Annotated in this window: 17 protein-coding genes; 4 read left to right on the forward strand and 13 right to left on the reverse strand. The window is 64.8% G+C overall.

Features of this window, described 5'->3' with window-relative positions; genetic code table 11:
* Positions 1–18 precede the first annotated feature (18 nt).
* Positions 19–1,011 (forward strand): hypothetical protein, encoded by a 993-nt coding sequence (locus tag HCR84_RS11790; protein ID WP_166980782.1) that lies wholly within the window; start codon positions 19–21, stop codon positions 1,009–1,011.
* Positions 1,012–1,201: 190 nt separating this feature from the next.
* Here HCR84_RS11790 and HCR84_RS11795 read toward each other — a convergent pair whose 3' ends face one another.
* The 4 genes from HCR84_RS11795 to HCR84_RS11810 form a co-directional block, all read right to left on the reverse strand.
* Complete coding sequence (locus tag HCR84_RS11795; protein WP_166980780.1) at positions 1,202–2,041, reverse strand: bifunctional allantoicase/(S)-ureidoglycine aminohydrolase; 840 nt, start codon at positions 2,039–2,041, stop codon at positions 1,202–1,204.
* A 99-nt stretch (positions 2,042–2,140) separates the two neighbouring features.
* A complete protein-coding gene (locus tag HCR84_RS11800) occupies positions 2,141–3,424 on the reverse strand; it encodes a DUF6986 family protein (protein WP_166980778.1) in 1,284 nt (427 codons plus the stop codon).
* The gene (gene aceB / locus HCR84_RS11805) at positions 3,424–5,022 is read right to left on the reverse strand and encodes a malate synthase A (protein ID WP_166980776.1); all 1,599 of its coding nucleotides are present in this window, start codon (positions 5,020–5,022) and stop codon (positions 3,424–3,426) included. The genes HCR84_RS11800 and aceB overlap by 1 nt, the downstream gene beginning before the upstream one ends.
* Before the next feature lie 7 nt (positions 5,023–5,029).
* Positions 5,030–6,421 carry an NAD-dependent malic enzyme gene (locus HCR84_RS11810; RefSeq protein ID WP_166980774.1) on the reverse strand — a complete coding sequence of 464 codons (1,392 nt, stop codon included), beginning with the start codon at positions 6,419–6,421 and terminating at the stop codon, positions 5,030–5,032.
* A 210-nt stretch (positions 6,422–6,631) separates the two neighbouring features.
* On the opposite strand from HCR84_RS11810, the gene HCR84_RS11815 reads away from it, so the two are divergent.
* The gene (locus tag HCR84_RS11815; protein WP_166980772.1) at positions 6,632–7,396 is read left to right on the forward strand and encodes an IclR family transcriptional regulator; all 765 of its coding nucleotides are present in this window, start codon (positions 6,632–6,634) and stop codon (positions 7,394–7,396) included.
* Complete coding sequence (locus HCR84_RS11820; protein WP_166980770.1) at positions 7,393–8,136, forward strand: SDR family oxidoreductase; 744 nt, start codon at positions 7,393–7,395, stop codon at positions 8,134–8,136. The genes HCR84_RS11815 and HCR84_RS11820 overlap by 4 nt, the downstream gene beginning before the upstream one ends.
* A 23-nt stretch (positions 8,137–8,159) precedes the next feature.
* Here the strand turns inward: HCR84_RS11820 and HCR84_RS11825 are convergent, their stop codons facing one another.
* The 8 genes from HCR84_RS11825 to HCR84_RS11860 all read right to left on the reverse strand — a co-directional run bounded on the left by HCR84_RS11825 (position 8,160) and on the right by HCR84_RS11860 (position 14,571).
* Positions 8,160–8,672, reverse strand: coding sequence for a hypothetical protein (locus HCR84_RS11825; protein ID WP_166980768.1), 513 nt, complete (start codon positions 8,670–8,672; stop codon positions 8,160–8,162).
* Positions 8,673–9,094: 422 nt separating this feature from the next.
* On the reverse strand, positions 9,095–9,634 hold the full coding sequence (locus HCR84_RS11830; RefSeq protein WP_166980766.1) for a hypothetical protein: 540 nt from the start codon (positions 9,632–9,634) through the stop codon (positions 9,095–9,097).
* Between the two features lie 28 nt (positions 9,635–9,662).
* Positions 9,663–11,210 (reverse strand): nucleobase:cation symporter-2 family protein, encoded by a 1,548-nt coding sequence (locus HCR84_RS11835; protein WP_166980764.1) that lies wholly within the window; start codon positions 11,208–11,210, stop codon positions 9,663–9,665.
* 108 nt (positions 11,211–11,318) lie between these two features.
* Positions 11,319–12,212: a factor-independent urate hydroxylase gene (gene pucL, locus HCR84_RS11840; RefSeq protein ID WP_166980762.1), complete on the reverse strand. Its 894-nt coding sequence runs from the start codon at positions 12,210–12,212 to the stop codon at positions 11,319–11,321.
* Position 12,213: 1 nt separating this feature from the next.
* Positions 12,214–12,555 carry a hydroxyisourate hydrolase gene (gene uraH, locus HCR84_RS11845; protein WP_166980760.1) on the reverse strand — a complete coding sequence of 114 codons (342 nt, stop codon included), beginning with the start codon at positions 12,553–12,555 and terminating at the stop codon, positions 12,214–12,216.
* Positions 12,552–13,046: a 2-oxo-4-hydroxy-4-carboxy-5-ureidoimidazoline decarboxylase gene (gene uraD, locus HCR84_RS11850; RefSeq protein ID WP_166980758.1), complete on the reverse strand. Its 495-nt coding sequence runs from the start codon at positions 13,044–13,046 to the stop codon at positions 12,552–12,554. The genes uraH and uraD overlap by 4 nt, the downstream gene beginning before the upstream one ends.
* A 107-nt stretch (positions 13,047–13,153) precedes the next feature.
* Positions 13,154–13,627 (reverse strand): thioredoxin-dependent thiol peroxidase, encoded by a 474-nt coding sequence (gene bcp / locus HCR84_RS11855; RefSeq protein ID WP_166980756.1) that lies wholly within the window; start codon positions 13,625–13,627, stop codon positions 13,154–13,156.
* Positions 13,628–13,674: 47 nt separating this feature from the next.
* Positions 13,675–14,571 carry an HpcH/HpaI aldolase/citrate lyase family protein gene (locus tag HCR84_RS11860; RefSeq protein WP_166980754.1) on the reverse strand — a complete coding sequence of 299 codons (897 nt, stop codon included), beginning with the start codon at positions 14,569–14,571 and terminating at the stop codon, positions 13,675–13,677.
* Between the two features lie 314 nt (positions 14,572–14,885).
* Here HCR84_RS11860 and HCR84_RS11865 point away from each other — a divergent pair, with 314 nt between their 5' ends.
* Entirely contained in the window at positions 14,886–15,392 is a 507-nt protein-coding gene (locus HCR84_RS11865) for a hypothetical protein (protein ID WP_166980753.1), read from the forward strand.
* Here the strand turns inward: HCR84_RS11865 and HCR84_RS11870 are convergent.
* The gene (locus tag HCR84_RS11870) at positions 15,389–15,556 is read right to left on the reverse strand and encodes a hypothetical protein (protein ID WP_166980751.1); all 168 of its coding nucleotides are present in this window, start codon (positions 15,554–15,556) and stop codon (positions 15,389–15,391) included. The two genes, HCR84_RS11865 and HCR84_RS11870, sit on opposite strands and share 4 nt — an antisense overlap.
* Between the last annotated feature and the right edge of the window lie 46 nt (positions 15,557–15,602).

The raw sequence follows: 15,602 nt of genomic DNA on the forward strand, positions 1-15,602 counted from the left end.
AAGCGGCAGAGTCGAGACATGACTCCTCCGTTGTCCCCACTGCCAGACGAGCTCGGTTCGGTCTTCACCGTCGCCGAGGCACTAGAAGCAGGAGTGCCGAGATGGCGGCTGAACGCCGACGACTTGGAGACCCCGTTCTGGGGAGTTCGCGCCCGACCAGCATCCGAAACCGACTCAAAGGCGTCGGCAGAACAGGCACTCATCGAACGTATGAGCCGCCTGGCACCAGCCCTCCCCGACGGCGCGTTCTTCAGCCACGCACCGGCGGCAGCAGTGTGGCGCATACCGCTCCCCTACGCCGCATACGACTCACTCGACGTGAGCGTCATCGACCCACTGCGTCCTTTTCGACGCCGCGGCGTGCGACCGCATCGCGTGAAGCCGGGCCTCGTCCGTGTCACCGAGCACCGCGGGTTTCGCGTGACGGACCCGGCATCGACATGGGCCCAGCTCGCCACACGGCTCAGCCTCTTCGACCTCGTCGCGGCCGGCGATGCTGCCGTGCTCGCGAAGGATTCAGCTGGGCCATACGACAGGTCAACGCCCAGCCAGCCACTGACGACGATCGATGCCCTGGCAGACGCGATCTCTCGCAGGCATCCGCGCGCTGCTCTGCTGCGGCAGGCTCTGCCACGTGTGCGCACAAACGCGTGGTCACGCCCCGAGTCGCACGTACGACTTCTCTTGGTCGACGCCGGATTGCCCGAGCCCGAGCTCAACTACAACGTCGTTGACGAAATCGGCCATTGGGTGAAATGCGTCGACCTGGCCTATCCCGAGTGGCGGATCGCCATTGAGTACCAGAGCGCCTACCATCGTGAGCCCGAGCAGTACTCGCGCGATGTCACGGCGCTGACCGAGCTCACGCGCCTGGGCTGGTACACGGTGCAGGTGACGAGCAAGCACGTGTTCGCGTACCCGCACCTTGCTGCGGCGACGGTGACCGAGGCGATCACCGCGCAGAAACGCCGGCCCCTGCACGCCCCAACGCACCCAGAGCTGCCGACGTAACGCGCCTCGCTGCCGTGCGCGTTGTGCAGCGAAAATTGCGGACCAACTTTTGCTACCGACGCGATGGCTCCGGTAGCAAAAGTTGGCCCCCGATTTTTTAGGCCGGGAGGGGGCGGGGCAGCAGGGGGCGGGGCAGCAGGCAGCAGGGCTGGCAGCTGCGAGGTATGAGGGGCGTCGGCGACGAGCGCAGTCAGCGGTTCAGGATGCTGCCCGTCAGCGACACCTGGCGGTTCACGTCCTTATACAGAAGGTAGCGAAACTTCCCCGGGCCGCCCGCGTAGCAGGCCTGCGGGCAAAAGGCACGAAGCCACATGAAGTCGCCCTCTTGCACCTCGACCCAGTCGCCGTTCAAGCGGTACACGGCCTTGCCCTCGAGCACATACAGTCCGTGCTCCATGATGTGCGTCTCGGCGAACGGAATCGATCCGCCCGGCTCAAACGTGACGATGTTCACGTGCATGTCGTGGGCCATGTCGGCCGGGTCGACGAAGCGCGTCGTCGCCCACGCGCCGTCAGTGTCGGGCATGGGCGTCGGCTCGACAGCATCGTCGCTCGTGACAAACGCTGCCGGGGCGGCCACGCCGGCGAGCGGCTCGTACTCCTTGCGCACCCATTGAAAGGATGCCGCGTCATCACCGCGATTGTGCAGGTTCCACGACGCCCCCGCCGGAAGATACGCGTACCCACCGGCATCCAGCGTGTGCTCGTCGCCCTCGATTGTCGCAACGAGCGATCCCCGCAGCACGAACACGACGCTTTCGACGCCGGTCTCCGGCTCAGGGCGGTCGCTTCCGCCTCCCGCCCCCACCTCGACGATCAGCTGGGCGAACGTCGTCGAGAACCCGGCGATAGGCTTGGCAAGCACCCAGGCGCGCGTGTTGTGCCACTCGGGCAAGTTGCTCGTGACAATGTCGCGCAGCACGCCGCGCGGAATCACCGTGTACGCCTCGGTGACGATGGCACGGTCGGTGAGCAGGTCGGTCTGCGGCGGCAGTCCGCCGGCCGGCGCGTAGTAGGGTCGGTCGCTCATGCGTTCTCCTCGGTGCTCAGTTTAAGACGGGCTCTCTGTGGTGTCGGGCTCACTGTGGTGACGGCTCACTGTGGGGTCGGGCTCACTGTAGTGTCAGGCTCACTGTGGGGTCGGGCTCAGCTTGGGGTGCGCCAGCTGCGTCAGCTCGCGCGTGGTGATGCCGGCGGCATCCTGAATCTCGCTCGACGTGACAGCGCCGCACTGCTGCCCGCGCAACACGAAGCGCGCGAGGGCCCTGGCGGTGGCGGGCTCGTCCATGATGCCGGCGTCGGCGTGGTGCAGGTAGTTGTCGAGGCGGGATGCCGCGGCGGCGAAGCCCTGGCGGTAGAACGCATAGCTCGCGATGAACCGCGTGGGCAGCTGGGCTGCGTGAAGATCCCAGCCCTGGTAGAAGCCGCGCTCGAGCGAGCGGCGCACGAGGCGCGCGTGCAGTCGCCACGCGGAGAGCACATCGCCAGGCTCCCCCACGGGAATAATGTTCGTCGAGCCGTCGCTCAGCCGCACCCCGGTCTCGGCGACGGCGACCTGCATCACCTGCTTCGCGTAGTCGGCGGCTGGATGCTCCATCGACTGGTATTCCGCCGCGATCTGCAGCGCGGCGCTGTAGTCGTAGGTGCCGTAGTGCAGCGACGTGATGCGCCCCTGCGCCCGGTGCAGCAGCTGCGCAATCGGCACGGTGCCGTCTGCGGCGAGAATCAGCTGCGGCGTCTCCATCTGCACCTCGAAGCGCAGCCTCCCGGCGTCGAGGCCCAGCGCTCCCTCGAGCCGTTCGCATACCTCGACCATGGCGGTCACCTGGTCGACTGTCGTCACCTTGGGCAGCGTCAGCACGAGACCGTCTGGCAGCGGCCCGGCCTGCGCGAGCGTTGTCACAAAGCGGTCGAGCGTGGCGAGACCACGGTGGCGGGTCGCCTCTTCAAAGCATTTGAAGCGGATGCCGACAAACGGCGTCGCCCTGCCCGTGGCGAGAGCTGTCGCCACGTTCTCGGCGGCGGCGACCGCAGCGGCATCCTCTTCCCGCTCGCCCTGGTCACCGAAGCCGTCTTCGAAGTCGATGCGCAGATCCTCGATGGGCTCCGTGGCGAGCTTGGCGTCGACGAGCGGCGCGATCTGCTCGATCAGCACATCGCTGAGCCCGAGCTGCGCGCAGAGTGTCGCGGTGCCGCCGGCCTCGGCGACGGCGGCAGCGGCATCCGCTCCCCACCGCGCCGCGAGCTCGGGGTCGTAGCGATGCCCGGGAACGTACACCGTGTGAATCGGCTGCCTGCTGCCGTCATCGCCAGGGTAGGCGGTCTCGAGCAGACGGTCGGTCGGAGCGAGATGCGCGTCGACGCGGGCGACGTCGTCTGCCGTCAGCGAGGAGTGATCACCGGATGCTGTCATCAGCGCACCAGCTTGTACGCGGGGGTCGTGAGAAAGTCCTCGTAGTCGCTCGAGAGGCAGATGTCGCGAATCAGCTCGATGGCGGGCGTGTAGTACTGGTTGAACGCTTCGGCGTCGACCTCGCACTTGAGCCTGTCGCTCTCTTCAGAGAGCAGCCGCGTCACGAGCTCGGGCGTCGCCTCATTGCCGGTGTCGGCGTAGCGCACCCTGTTGTGCAGCTGCTGCCACACCTGCGACCGCGAGATCTCGGCGGTCGCGGCGTCTTCCATGAGGTTGTGAATGGCGACGGCGCCGTTGCCCGAGAGCCACACGGCGGTGTAGGCGACGGCGACGTACAGGTTGAGGCGCAGCCCCTCTTCGGTGACGTCGCCCGGTGTCGAGGCCACGTCGAGCAGGTCGGCGGCTGTGACGTTCACGTCGGGGCGCTGCCGCTCGAGCTGATTTGGCTTGTCGCCGAGCACGGCGTCGAACTCCTCGCGGCAGATTGACACGAGGTCGGGGTGCGCCACCCACGAGCCGTCGAAGCCGTCGTTCGCCTCGCGCGATTTGTCGTCGCGCACCTTCGCAATGGCGGCCTCGGTCACCTCGGGGTCGCGGCGGTTGGGAATGAACGCCGCCATGCCGCCCATGGCGAAGGCGCCGCGCTTGTGGCAGGTCTGCACGAGCAGTTCGGTGTAGGCGCGCATGAACGGCGCCGTCATCGCCACGCTCGCGCGGTCGGGAATCACGTAGTCCGAGCCGGCGTCGCGAAAGTACTTGATGATGCTGAACAGGTAGTCCCAGCGCCCGGCATTGAGCCCAGACGCATGGTCGCGCAGCTCGTAGAGAATCTCGTCCATCTCGAACGCGGCGGGAATCGTCTCGATCAGCACGGTGGCCCGCACGGTGCCGTGCTCGATTCCGAGCTCGGCCTCGGCGAACGTGAACACGTCGTTCCACAGTCGCGCCTCGAGGTGGCTCTCCAGCTTGGGCAGGTAGTAGAAGGGCCCCTGGCCGAGAGCCGTCAGGTGCGCCGCATTGTGAAAGAAGTGCAGCCCGAAGTCGATGAGCGCGCCGACGGCGTCGGAGCCGTCGATGTCGAAGTTGTCGTCGTCCATGTGCCAGCCGCGGGGGCGCACGACAATGACGGCGAGCGGCTCGTCGTCGCGCAGCGTGTACTGCTTGCCCTCGGGCGAGGTGTACGCGAGAACGCCGTGGGCGGCATCCTTCAGGTTCACCTGCGAGTCGATCACGTTGAGCCAGTGCGGGGTACTGGCGTCTTCGAGGTCGGCAAGCCACACCTTTGCGCCGGAGTTGAGCGCGTTGATCGCCATCTTCGAGGGCGTTGCCGGCCCGGTGATCTCCACGCGGCGGTCGCGCAGCGCCGCGGGCGCCTCGGCGACGCTCCAGTCGCCCGAGCGCACGTCGGCGGTCTCGGGCAGAAAGTCGAGCGTGCCCGTGCGCGCCACCGCCTCGCGGCGAGCCCGGCGTGCGCCGACGAGTTCGTCCCGACGCGCGGCGAACTCCGTGTGAAGCTTCTCGACGAACGCGAGCGCCTCGTCGGTGAGAATCTCGTCGCCGCGAGGCGCCGTTGCCTTGTTCTTCGCTGTCAGTGTCACTGTCGATCTACTCCTTGTGTGATTCTGCTGCTGTGACGATGGCTTCGGCGACGTCGACCGAGACAAGCGGGTCGAAGACGCTCGGAATGATGTAGCTCGGGTTGAGTTCCTCCGGTTCGACACGGTCGGCGATCGCCTGGGCGGCTGCGACCAGCATAGGGGCGGTGATGTCCGACACGCCCGCATCGAGAAGGCCCCGGAACACGCCGGGGAACGCGAGAACATTGTTTATCTGGTTCGGAAAGTCGCTGCGTCCCGTCGCGACGACGGCTGCCGTGCGCGAGGCGACAATCGGGTCGACCTCGGGCACCGGGTTGGCCATGGCGAACACGATTGCATCGTCGGCCATCGCCGCGATGTCGTCTCCGGTGAGAATGTCGGGGGCGCTGACGCCGATGAACACGTCGCTTCCGACGACGGCCTCGGCGAGCGTTCCGGCAAAGCCTTCGGGGTTCGTCGCGTCAGCGAGCTGCTGGCGGTGGGGGTCTGCGTAGCGCTCGCCCGAGTGAATGGCGCCGCGGCTTCCGCACGCGACGATGTTCGTCGCGCCCTGAGCCTGCAGCAGCTGCACGATCGCGTTGCCCGCGGCTCCCACTCCTGAGACAACGATGCGCACCTCGTCGATCGTCTTGCCCACAACGCGCAGCGCGTTCGTCAGCGCGGCGAGGGTGACGATCGCCGTGCCGTGCTGGTCGTCGTGGAACACGGGAATGTCGAGCTCCTCGCGCAGCCGCGCTTCGATCTCGAAGCAGCGCGGCGCGGCAATGTCCTCCAGGTTCACTCCCCCGTACACGGGCGCGATCGCCTTCACGACACGAATGATCTCTTCGGTGTCTTGCGTGTCGAGGCAGACGGGCCAGGCGTCGACGCCGGCGAACTGCTTGAACAGCGCGGCCTTGCCCTCCATCACGGGCAGCGCGGCGGCGGGCCCGATGTTTCCGAGTCCCAGCACGGCAGAGCCGTCTGTGACGACGGCGATGGTGTTGCGCTTCACGGTGAGCGCACGAGCATCCTCGGGGTTCTCCGCGATCGCCATGCACACGCGGGCGACGCCGGGCGTGTATGCCCGAGACAGGTCGTCGCGGTTGCGAATCGGCTCGCGCGGCACGACCTCCAGCTTGCCGCCGAGGTGCATGAGAAACGTGCGGTCGCTCACCTTGCGCACGCGCACGCCGTCAAGCGCGTCGAGCGAGGCCGAGACGTCGTCGGCGTGATCGGTTCCCGAGGTGTTGCAAGTGAGGTCGACAACCATGCCTGAATGGTGCGATTCCACAACGTCAAGGCCCGTGACGACGGCCCCCACCCGCGCTGCAGCTGACGCGAGTTCGCTTGTGGCCGTGAAGTTCGCTGGCGCTTCAAGGCGCAGCGTTATCGAATTTCCGGGACCGGGGTTCGCCATGGGTTTCCTCCTCAGTGAGGTCTGACCCTCGCGGGCCCTCTCGACTCTTTTCGTATTATGGATAATAATATTTGCCAGATGGAATCACAAGTCCACACGCCCAGATCAGCGACCGGATGCTGTCGCAGACTGCAACACTCCGGCCCGCCCATTGCGCCAGCCCCACATTTCTCGCATGATGGAATGAAACATTCACGAAAGAGGTGACCGATGCCGGTCAAGCAAGCGAAACCATCCGGAGGCGTGCAGTCCGTTGAGCGCGTGTTCGAACTTCTCGAACTCATCACCGACGCCGGCGGAGAGGTGACGCTCAGCGAACTGTCGTCATCAACCGACCTGCCGCTCCCCACGATCCACCGCCTGCTTCGAACCCTGGTCTCGCTTGGCTACGCGCGCCAGCTGCCCAACCGCCGCTACGCGCTCGGGCCTCGCCTCATCCGCCTCGGCGAAGGCGCAAACAAGCAGCTCGGTGCCCTCGCGCGCCCGCAGCTCACCTCGCTCGTCGCCGATCTCGGCGAGAGCGCAAACATGGCGGTTCTCGACGGCGACATGGTCGTCTACATCGCGCAGGTGCAGTCGAAGCACTCCATGCGCATGTTCACCGAGGTCGGCCGTCGCGTCCACACCCACGACTCCGGTGTCGGCAAGGCAATGCTCGCTTACCTGCCTGAAGAACGCGTTCGCGGCATCGTCGAGCGCGCCGGCATGCCGACGCCAACGGAGAAGAGCATCGGCACCGTCGACGAGCTTCTCGCCGACCTCGCGCTCATCCGCGAGCGCGGCTATTCAATCGACGATGGCGAGCAGGAGCTCGGCGTGCGCTGCTACGCCATGGCGGTTCCGGATGCTCCGACCCCGACGGCCATCTCGGTGTCTGGCCCCAACAGCCGTGTCGACGACGAGTTCGCCGCCCGGGCCATCCCGTTGCTCACCGAAGCAGCCCAGACGATCTCCGACGACCTCACGCTCGCGTGAGCAGCGTCGCCGTCGTCACCGGCGCGGGCTCCGGCATCGGGCGGGCGAGCGCTCAGGCGCTTCTCGCCGCCGGGTTCCGGGTCGCTCTCGCGGGGCGACGCGAAGCCGCTCTCGGTGAGACGGCGGCAGGCAACACCGACGCACTGGTCGTTCCGACGGACGTCACCGACCCGTCCAAGGTCGACGCACTGTTCGCCGACGTCACCGCGGAATGGGGCCGCGTCGACGTGCTGTTCAACAACGCCGGCGTCTTCCCCAAGGCTGCCGCCGTTGACGAGCTTGATCTCGACGAGTGGAACCAGGCGCTTGCCGTCAATCTCACCGCCGTCATGCTGTGCAGCGCCGCTGCGGTGCGCACGATGAAGGCGCAGGCCCCGCAGGGAGGCCGCATCATCAACAACGGCTCCATCTCGGCGCACGCACCGCGCCCGCTCTCCCCCGCCTACACGGCGACAAAGCACGCCGTCACGGGGCTGACGAAGTCGATCGATCTCGACGGGCGCCCGTTCGGCATCACGTGCGGTCAGATCGACATCGGCAACGCCGCTACCAACCTCACGCAGTCGATCGGCCTCACAGAGGGTGCGCTGCAAGCCGACGGCTCCCGCCTGGTCGAGCCGAGCTTCTCGGTTCAGGATGCCGCGAGGGCAGTCGTGCTCATGGCGCAGCTGCCGCCCGAGGCATCCATCAACTCCCTCACGATCACGGCGTCGGGAATGCCCTACGTCGGTCGCGGCTGAGCAGCTCCGCAGGCAGCAGCCCGTCACGCAAGGATGTTGTCTCGTGCGCTCACGCTCCGACCTGAACGCTCATGCGCCAGATCTCCGTTGAGCATATCGACGACGTCCGCGGGCAACGGCCGCTCTTCGTCGTCAACGGCGAGCAGGTGACTCGCAGCCCATTCGTAAACCTCAACCCAACGCCAGATCTGCGAGTCGCCAACGTCGCTGAAGTGCGGCGGGAATCCACCGCGCCGACGACCTCGTGCCCACAAGCGCACAGTCTCGCGATTGACGTCGAGACGCAGAGCAATCTCACTCACGTTGACGAGGTCAGGGTCGATTCGGAGAATATGCACGCCGATCGTGTTCATATCCGCAGCGAGATGGTGAAATGCATCGATTGGACTTTCACTGTTGATGCTCGCATCAACCGTCATGACATGGGACGTCGACCCCACAACAGCAGCGTAGCCCAATCCATCCAGGTGGGCGCTCTGCTCGGCGCTGCCTAAATCGAAGCCCTCGATGACTGCGGTGATCATGAACGTGTTCATAACGCCTCCACCCCTATGTTGGCATACGCCAACCAATTTGTCACCAATGGAACCTATCGGGAGCGCGCCCGTGGCGTCAGCGACGGGCCATTTGCCACAACTTCTTTGCTGTATTCTCACCTGTGCTGGCGACGCTGATTCGGCAACCATCGCTCGAGTGCTCAGTGCACATCAAGATCCCAGCGGGGTGCGCACGCGGACCTGATTCCAGGTAGGTCCATCCGAACTCTTTCTTCAGCGCAGCGACGCACTTTCGCGCGTCTCCATCCTTCGGCAAACCACCCACAATCGCACGGCCTCATTTCTGTTGATCCAGAAAGGCTACAAGCGAGGTGAAAGCGCGAGACAGTTATCCACAAGCTGCGCGGCGATGCACCCCGAAAGCGCCACCCACGTCCTCGCGATCACGGCGTCGGGCATGCCTACGAGGGTTGCGGCTGAGCTGAAAGCCTTCCTCCGCAAAGCGCTCTCCAGATCAAGGAACGAGGCGAGAAATTTTGCGCTCGTAGAGCACGTATGCGGCGGGAAGGTCGCGTCGCGAAGACTCGTCGTGACACGGCTTCATCGACGCCGGAGTCATCGATCACGTCTGCTCCGCCAAACTTCGCAGGATAGAAACTCGAGATCATATCTTCGCTCGAGTACGTCACCGTCTGCAGGTGCTCTTGGACGACGTCCCGGAACACACGCTGCTTGTCACGAACGACTGCCAAAGAAGACCGCGAATGAGGGGCTGAGTCGGGATTGTCAAGATACTCGTAGAGCAGCTCGACGCCGCCCGTCTTCAGGCGACCGCTCAGCAATGCGTCTTGCGTTCCAATCTCCTTCTTCAGCGCCAAAACCGCAGGACGAATACGTTGCATGGAGAGACCGGCATCACGGAGGGTCTTGACGACGTACGCCTCCGCTAGCCCCGCGAATGGAACGACCAGCGATTTGAACGGTTCGGCGAGGGTGATCAAACGTGATTCTCGTCTCTGGCTGAGTCGGCTACGACGACGGCTTCGGCTGAGGCCCCGGCGGGTCTGCGGCGTCGGTGCCGGGCAGCTCGATCTCGCCGCCGTCCGGGTCGACGAGCACGACCGGGTTGTCGTCGGCATCCACGATCTTTCCGTCGATGCAGCGGTCGCCTTCTTGCAGGCACTCGATCACCTGAATCGGAATCTGCCGTGTCGGAGCCGCGCCGAACACCGACGGGTTCGTGGAGTTGCCAACGGTGATCACGTTGAACAGCAGGTTCAGCAGCAGCGCCATGACGGCGGCCGAGCTGATGCCCGAGTCGAAGATCACCTGGAACCACGCGGGGAAGTTGCTGTAGATGTCGTGGTTCACAACGGGAAGCACACCGAACGTGATCGCCGTCGCAACGATGATCAGGTTCATGTTGTCCTTGTAGCTCACCTTCGACAGCGTGCGGATGCCGCTGGCGGTGACCGTGCCGAACAGCACGATTCCCGCACCACCGAGCACCGGCATCGGAATCGCGGCGACAAGCCGCCCGAGCACGGGCAGCAGACCGAGCAGCACCATGATCACGCCGCCCGCGGCGACAGCCCAGCGGCTCTTGATCTTGGTGACGGCGACCAGACCGACGTTCTGCGCGAACGCGCTCTGGGTGAACGAGTTGAATACGGGTGAGACGGCGCTCGAGAGCATGTCGGCACGCAGGCCGGCGGCGATGCGTTTGGAGTCCACCTTCGATCCAGTGATCTCGGCAACGGCGATCAGGTCGGCCGTCGTCTCAGTCATGATCACGAGAATCACGATGAACATCGAGAAGATCGCTGCCGGCTCGAACACCGGAAGACCGAAGTGGAATGGGTTGGGGAAGGCGATCATGGCGCCCTCGAAGACTCCGTCAAACGAGACCTTGCCCATGAGCGCACCGACTCCCGTGCCGAGCACGAGGGCGATCAGAATCGAGAGGCGCGAGATCGTGGCGTTGCCCACCTTGCTCAGCAGCATGATGATCGCGAGGGTGATGCCCGCGAGTGCCACGTTGCTCGGGTCGGCAAAATCGGGAGCGTCGGGGTTATTGCCCACAATCCAGCCTGCCGCAACGGGCACAAGCGTGAGCCCGATCGTCGTGATGATGATTCCGGTCACGAGCGGTGGAAAGAACCGCACGATCTGCGCGAAGAACGGCGCGATCACCAGGCCGATGATCGACGCCACGAGCACGGCGCCGAAAACCGCTTGAATTCCGCTGCCCTGGTTGAGGATCGACAGCATTGTGGCGACGGCGGCGAACGAGACGCCCTGCACCAGTGGAAGCTTCGATCCGAAGAACGGAATGCCCACGGTCTGAAGCACCGTGGCGAGTCCGCCGATGAAGAGGCAGGATGCCAGCAGCACGGCGATCTCGCCGCCGGTCATTCCGGCGGCGCCTCCAATGATGATGGGAACGGCGATGATTCCGCCGTACATGGTGAGAACGTGCTGCAGGCCGTAGGCGAACGCCGTTCCAACCGGCATCCGCTCGTCTTCGGGGCGAGCCTGCGCGCTCTGGCGCTGACGTTTTTGGGCAGCCTTCGACATCGGGACCTCCTTGTCCAGAAAATCAGGTCAGGTGAAAAGTGGTGAGCTATCGGTGAAAAGCGGTGAGTGAAGGAAGGCCCCGAAGCTCAGCGCTCCGGGGCCCGTGTGTCAGCAGAAGCCGGCGATGCCGTCCCAGGCCTTCTCGTCGAGCTGGGCGCCCTCGCGGTGCACCGTGGCTTCGATGAGCCCGTAGGGGCGGTCAGCCGCGAAGAACACCTCGTTGGGGTTCTCGAGGCCGAAGGGCGAGAGATCGACGACGAAGTGGTGCTTGTTTGGCATCGAGAACTTCAGTTCGTCGATCTCGGGGTGTGCGTTCAGCACCTTCTCCCCCATCTGGAACAGCGTCTGCTGCAGCGCCGTCGAGTGCTTCTCGGCGAAGCCCTCCAGCAGCAGCGCCTTGACGCTTGCGTATGTGGCGTTCCAGTCGACGTCCGTCGTGTTGAAGCGCCAGCGGGCGGCAACGTCAGTGGCGAGAATGCGGTCTGTCGCCTCGGGCAGCGTCGTGTACTTATCTTTCTCGTACCCGACGAATTCGCTCCCCGTCGACTTCAGCACGGTGAGGCTGTGCAGCCCGCCGATGACGGTGCGCCTGTCGCCGTCACCGACGACAACGGCCGTGCGGGTCTCTGTGCCGTTGCGCACGAACGAGTGATCGTGTTCCTCGCCGTCGACGAGAATACGGTCCCACGTGTACTGCTCGGCTTCCCAGCGGCCGCCGTCGACCCAGTCCCAGCCGCTCGTGAAGTGATCGGCCAGCCCGAGCAGAAAGTCCTCGGGCGACGCGATTCCCTTCTTGGCGAAGGCGAATACCGTGTTCTTCTGGGTGTCGGTCGGCAGGCAGTGCGCGTTGTCGCCGGTCACGTGCACTTCTTCGAAGTTTCCACGCAATTGGCTTGTCACGTTCAGATCGGCGATCTCATGGCGGTCGGTCTCGCGTTTGACGCGCACCACCCGCACCTCGGCCTTGCCGTACTGGTTCTTGCCGAGAATGACGTTGCTCATGTCAGCTCCCTCGATATGTTGAATAGGCGAACGGACTGAGCAGAAGCGGCACGTGGTAGTGCGCCTGCTCACTGTCGACGGCGAACGTCAACGAGACCTCCGGAAAGAAGGTGTCCTGGGAGATGCCGGCGAAGTAGGCACCCGTGTCGAACCGAAGCCGGTAGGTACCGGAGTCGAGTCGCTCGGGGCCAAGGTCTTTCACCCGCCCGTCAGCATCGGTGAAGCCCGTGGCTACCTGGCTCCAGGCCTCGGCGTTCTGGGCTTCAAGAACGACAGAGACCCCAACGGCCGGCGAACCGGTCATCGTGTCCAGAATATGGGTGGTCACGTGCGAGACGCTCATGCGCTCACTACTCCTTCTAATCGAAGCGCCGCGATCTCTCGCAGCTGATGATCGACGATCGCCTGTTCCTCTTCGGCAGTATGGCCGAGTCGGGCCTGCAGCGCAGCGAGAATCTCCTCGGAGCTGCGTCCGGCGGCGCGAATCAGAAAGACGCGGTCGAATTTCGCTTCGTACGCTGTGTTGCCCGCGGCGAGGGCCTCCGCCGTTGACGGCGAGGTGTCGAGTCCTGCCTGCTCAGAACGAGAGAGGGATGCTTCGGTTCCCTCGCCCGGGGAACGCTCGCCGATTCTCGGGTGATGCGAGAGTGCGCGTTCGAGCTCCGCCTCGGTGAACGGCGCCGCTGCTTCCGCGGCGAACGCGAGGAGCTCCTGGCGGCTGGCGAACGGCCTCGACGACACGATCGCGTCGCCCCACCGCTCGACGTCGAGGCAGGGCCGCACGGCGGCCAGGGCCTCCTCGTCGGGGAGTTGGTTGAACTGCTCGAGTTGCATCGGTGATCCTCTAGCTGTTATTTCCGTACTTTGAAATATCTATTTCATTTTCATGTATTCAAGCCCGAAGCCCCGACCGTGTCAAGGCACGGCCGGGGTGTCGTTCGTTACGCGTCGATGCCGAGTTCGCGGCGCAGTGCCGCGACGTGGCCATCTGCGTGCACGTTGTACTCCGCGCGCGAGACCACGCCGGCCTTGTCGATCACGATCGTCGATCGCAGAATGCCAACCATCGCCGTGCCGTTGATGACCTTCTCACCCCAGGCGCCGTACTCCTTGGCGGTCGCTGCGCCGGCATCCGAGAGCAGTGGGAAGGTGAGGTCGTGGTTCTTGGCGAACGAGGCGATGCTCTCCACCGGGTCGGCCGAGATGCCGATCACGTCGTAGCCGGCTCCGCGCAGCGAGGCCAGGTTGTCGCGAAAGTCGCACGCTTCCGTCGTGCACCCTGGGGTCTCTGCCTTCGGGTAGAAGTACACAACGACGTCGCTTCCACGGTAGCTGCTGAGTGTCACGTCAGTGCCCTCGGCGTTGGGCAGCGTGAAGTCGGGTGCGGTGTCACCGGTTGTGAGCTGTTTCGTCATTGACATCTCCTTTATGCGTTCATGAATACGGCGCGCGTACGCGCGATTTACGTGGATGGGGCCGAAACGTGAAACGCGTCGGCAAGTTCCGCGATCTTTCGAGCACGCCCGAGTCGTGGCAGGTCGCTGCCGTCGCGAATGACGCCGCCGCGAGCCTCGAAGTCGGCGAGAAACCCGTTCGCCCAGCCGACATCGGTCGGGGTGGGGCTGATCACCTCGTTGATCACTGGCACCTGCTCCACGTCGAGGCAGAGCTTTCCCGTCATACCCATGCTGACTGTCGTTCCCGACTGCTCGCGCAGCACGGGGTGGCTCGAGCCGACGGTGGGCCCGTCGATGGGTCCGGGGAGGTTGCCGCAGCGGCTGGCGACGACGAGCTTCGCACGCGGGTAGGCCATCGCCTCTTTGTCTGCAGACATCCCGGTGTCGCGGCGAAAGTCTCCGCTGCCGAACGCCAGGCGAAACGCGCCCTCGGCACGGGCGATGTCGGTCGCCGCCTCAATGCCGATGGCCGATTCAACGAGCGCGATCACGGGCAGCGTTGTGCCGAGCCGCTCATACGTCTCTTCCACCTGCTGCGGGCTCTCTGTCTTCGCGAGCATGACGCCCTGCAAGCCGGCAACATCGCGCAGCGCGGCGAGGTCATCGGCCCAGAACTCCGTTGTGGCGTCATTCACACGCACCCAGGCTTCGCCGCCCGAGCTCAGCCATTCGACGACGGCGTTGCGCGCGGCCGGCTTGCGTGACGGATCGACGGCGTCTTCGATGTCCAGAATGATCCCGTCCGCTGCGCTGCGGTCGGCGTCGCTGAAGACCTCGGGCTTGGTGGCAGGAACGAGCAGCCACGAGCGCGCAAGCTTTGCCGGAACCGTCCGCGTTCGGCGCACCGCCGCCGCGCCCTCGCCAGACGTCGTTGCGACAGCCTCGTCTACCTGTGAACTCATTCGTCAAACCCACCTTGCTACTTCCACAATGTGAAAGCTAAATATTGCTTATTGAAAAGATTATGACGCGGTGGCGCCATTGTCAATCACGCGGAGCGGGTTCGCCCCACCGGATGCTGCGGGGCCGAGCCCTCGCATATAAAGGGTACGTCGCGCCGCGTGAGCGCCGGGCGCACGCGGCCGTTCTCCGCGCCGAATTCTGACTGGCCACATCCGACGGCCGAAAATGCTCTGCTGCGGGAGCGAATGTAACCCGCCGCTCTTTCCAAAACCGGGCGTGGGGGCGTAAACCGATGGGGAGGAAGGAAGTTCATATGCACGGTTTCGTCAGGGTCCTCTCCCTCGCATCATTGATCTGCGCCGCACTCATTCTCGGGCTCACTCTCACCCATGTTCTGCAGGCACCGGGAAGTCGCACACTGTCGGGTGCTGAGTGGCTCGCCGTTCAGCACACGTTCTACGGCGGATTCGCCATTGTCGGCGGCATCGCCGAGGTCGTGGGTCTCATCACATCGGCGACGCTCGCCGTCATCTCGTGTGCTCGCCGCACGCCCGCCGCTGCCGTCGCGCCACTCATCGCAGCACTCTGCTTCCTCGGAACGCTGCTGGTGTTCTGGTTCGGCAACCGCCCGGTCAATGCACACGTTGCCATCTGGACGCCAGAAACACTGCCATCCGACTGGTCTCTGTACCGCGACAGCTGGGAGACCGCGCACGCCCTCTCGGCCGGGCTCGGCGCTATCGCGTTCCTGACGCTCGCAATCGCACTTATCTGGCGAACGGCTCCGCATGCAGGAAAAGCTGACTCGCCCAGTTTTTAGGCTAATTGCAGCGACACGCAGGGCTGGCCTCTACCGACATTGGCGGTGTCACTGTCGCCAACCACAGCTTGCGCACTCTGTTGCACGAGAGCAATGACGCCGATGCACATCAGCACGGCCACTAAACACCCAATGATGACAACGAGCGACTGTTCCTTGGTCACGGCTGCTTCTCACTCCTCTTCCCGGCGAAACCTGAATTGGGTCTAC

It is taken from the genome of Paramicrobacterium fandaimingii (assembly GCF_011751745.2).
In the GTDB taxonomy this organism is placed as follows: Bacteria; Actinomycetota; Actinomycetes; order Actinomycetales; family Microbacteriaceae; genus Paramicrobacterium; species Paramicrobacterium fandaimingii.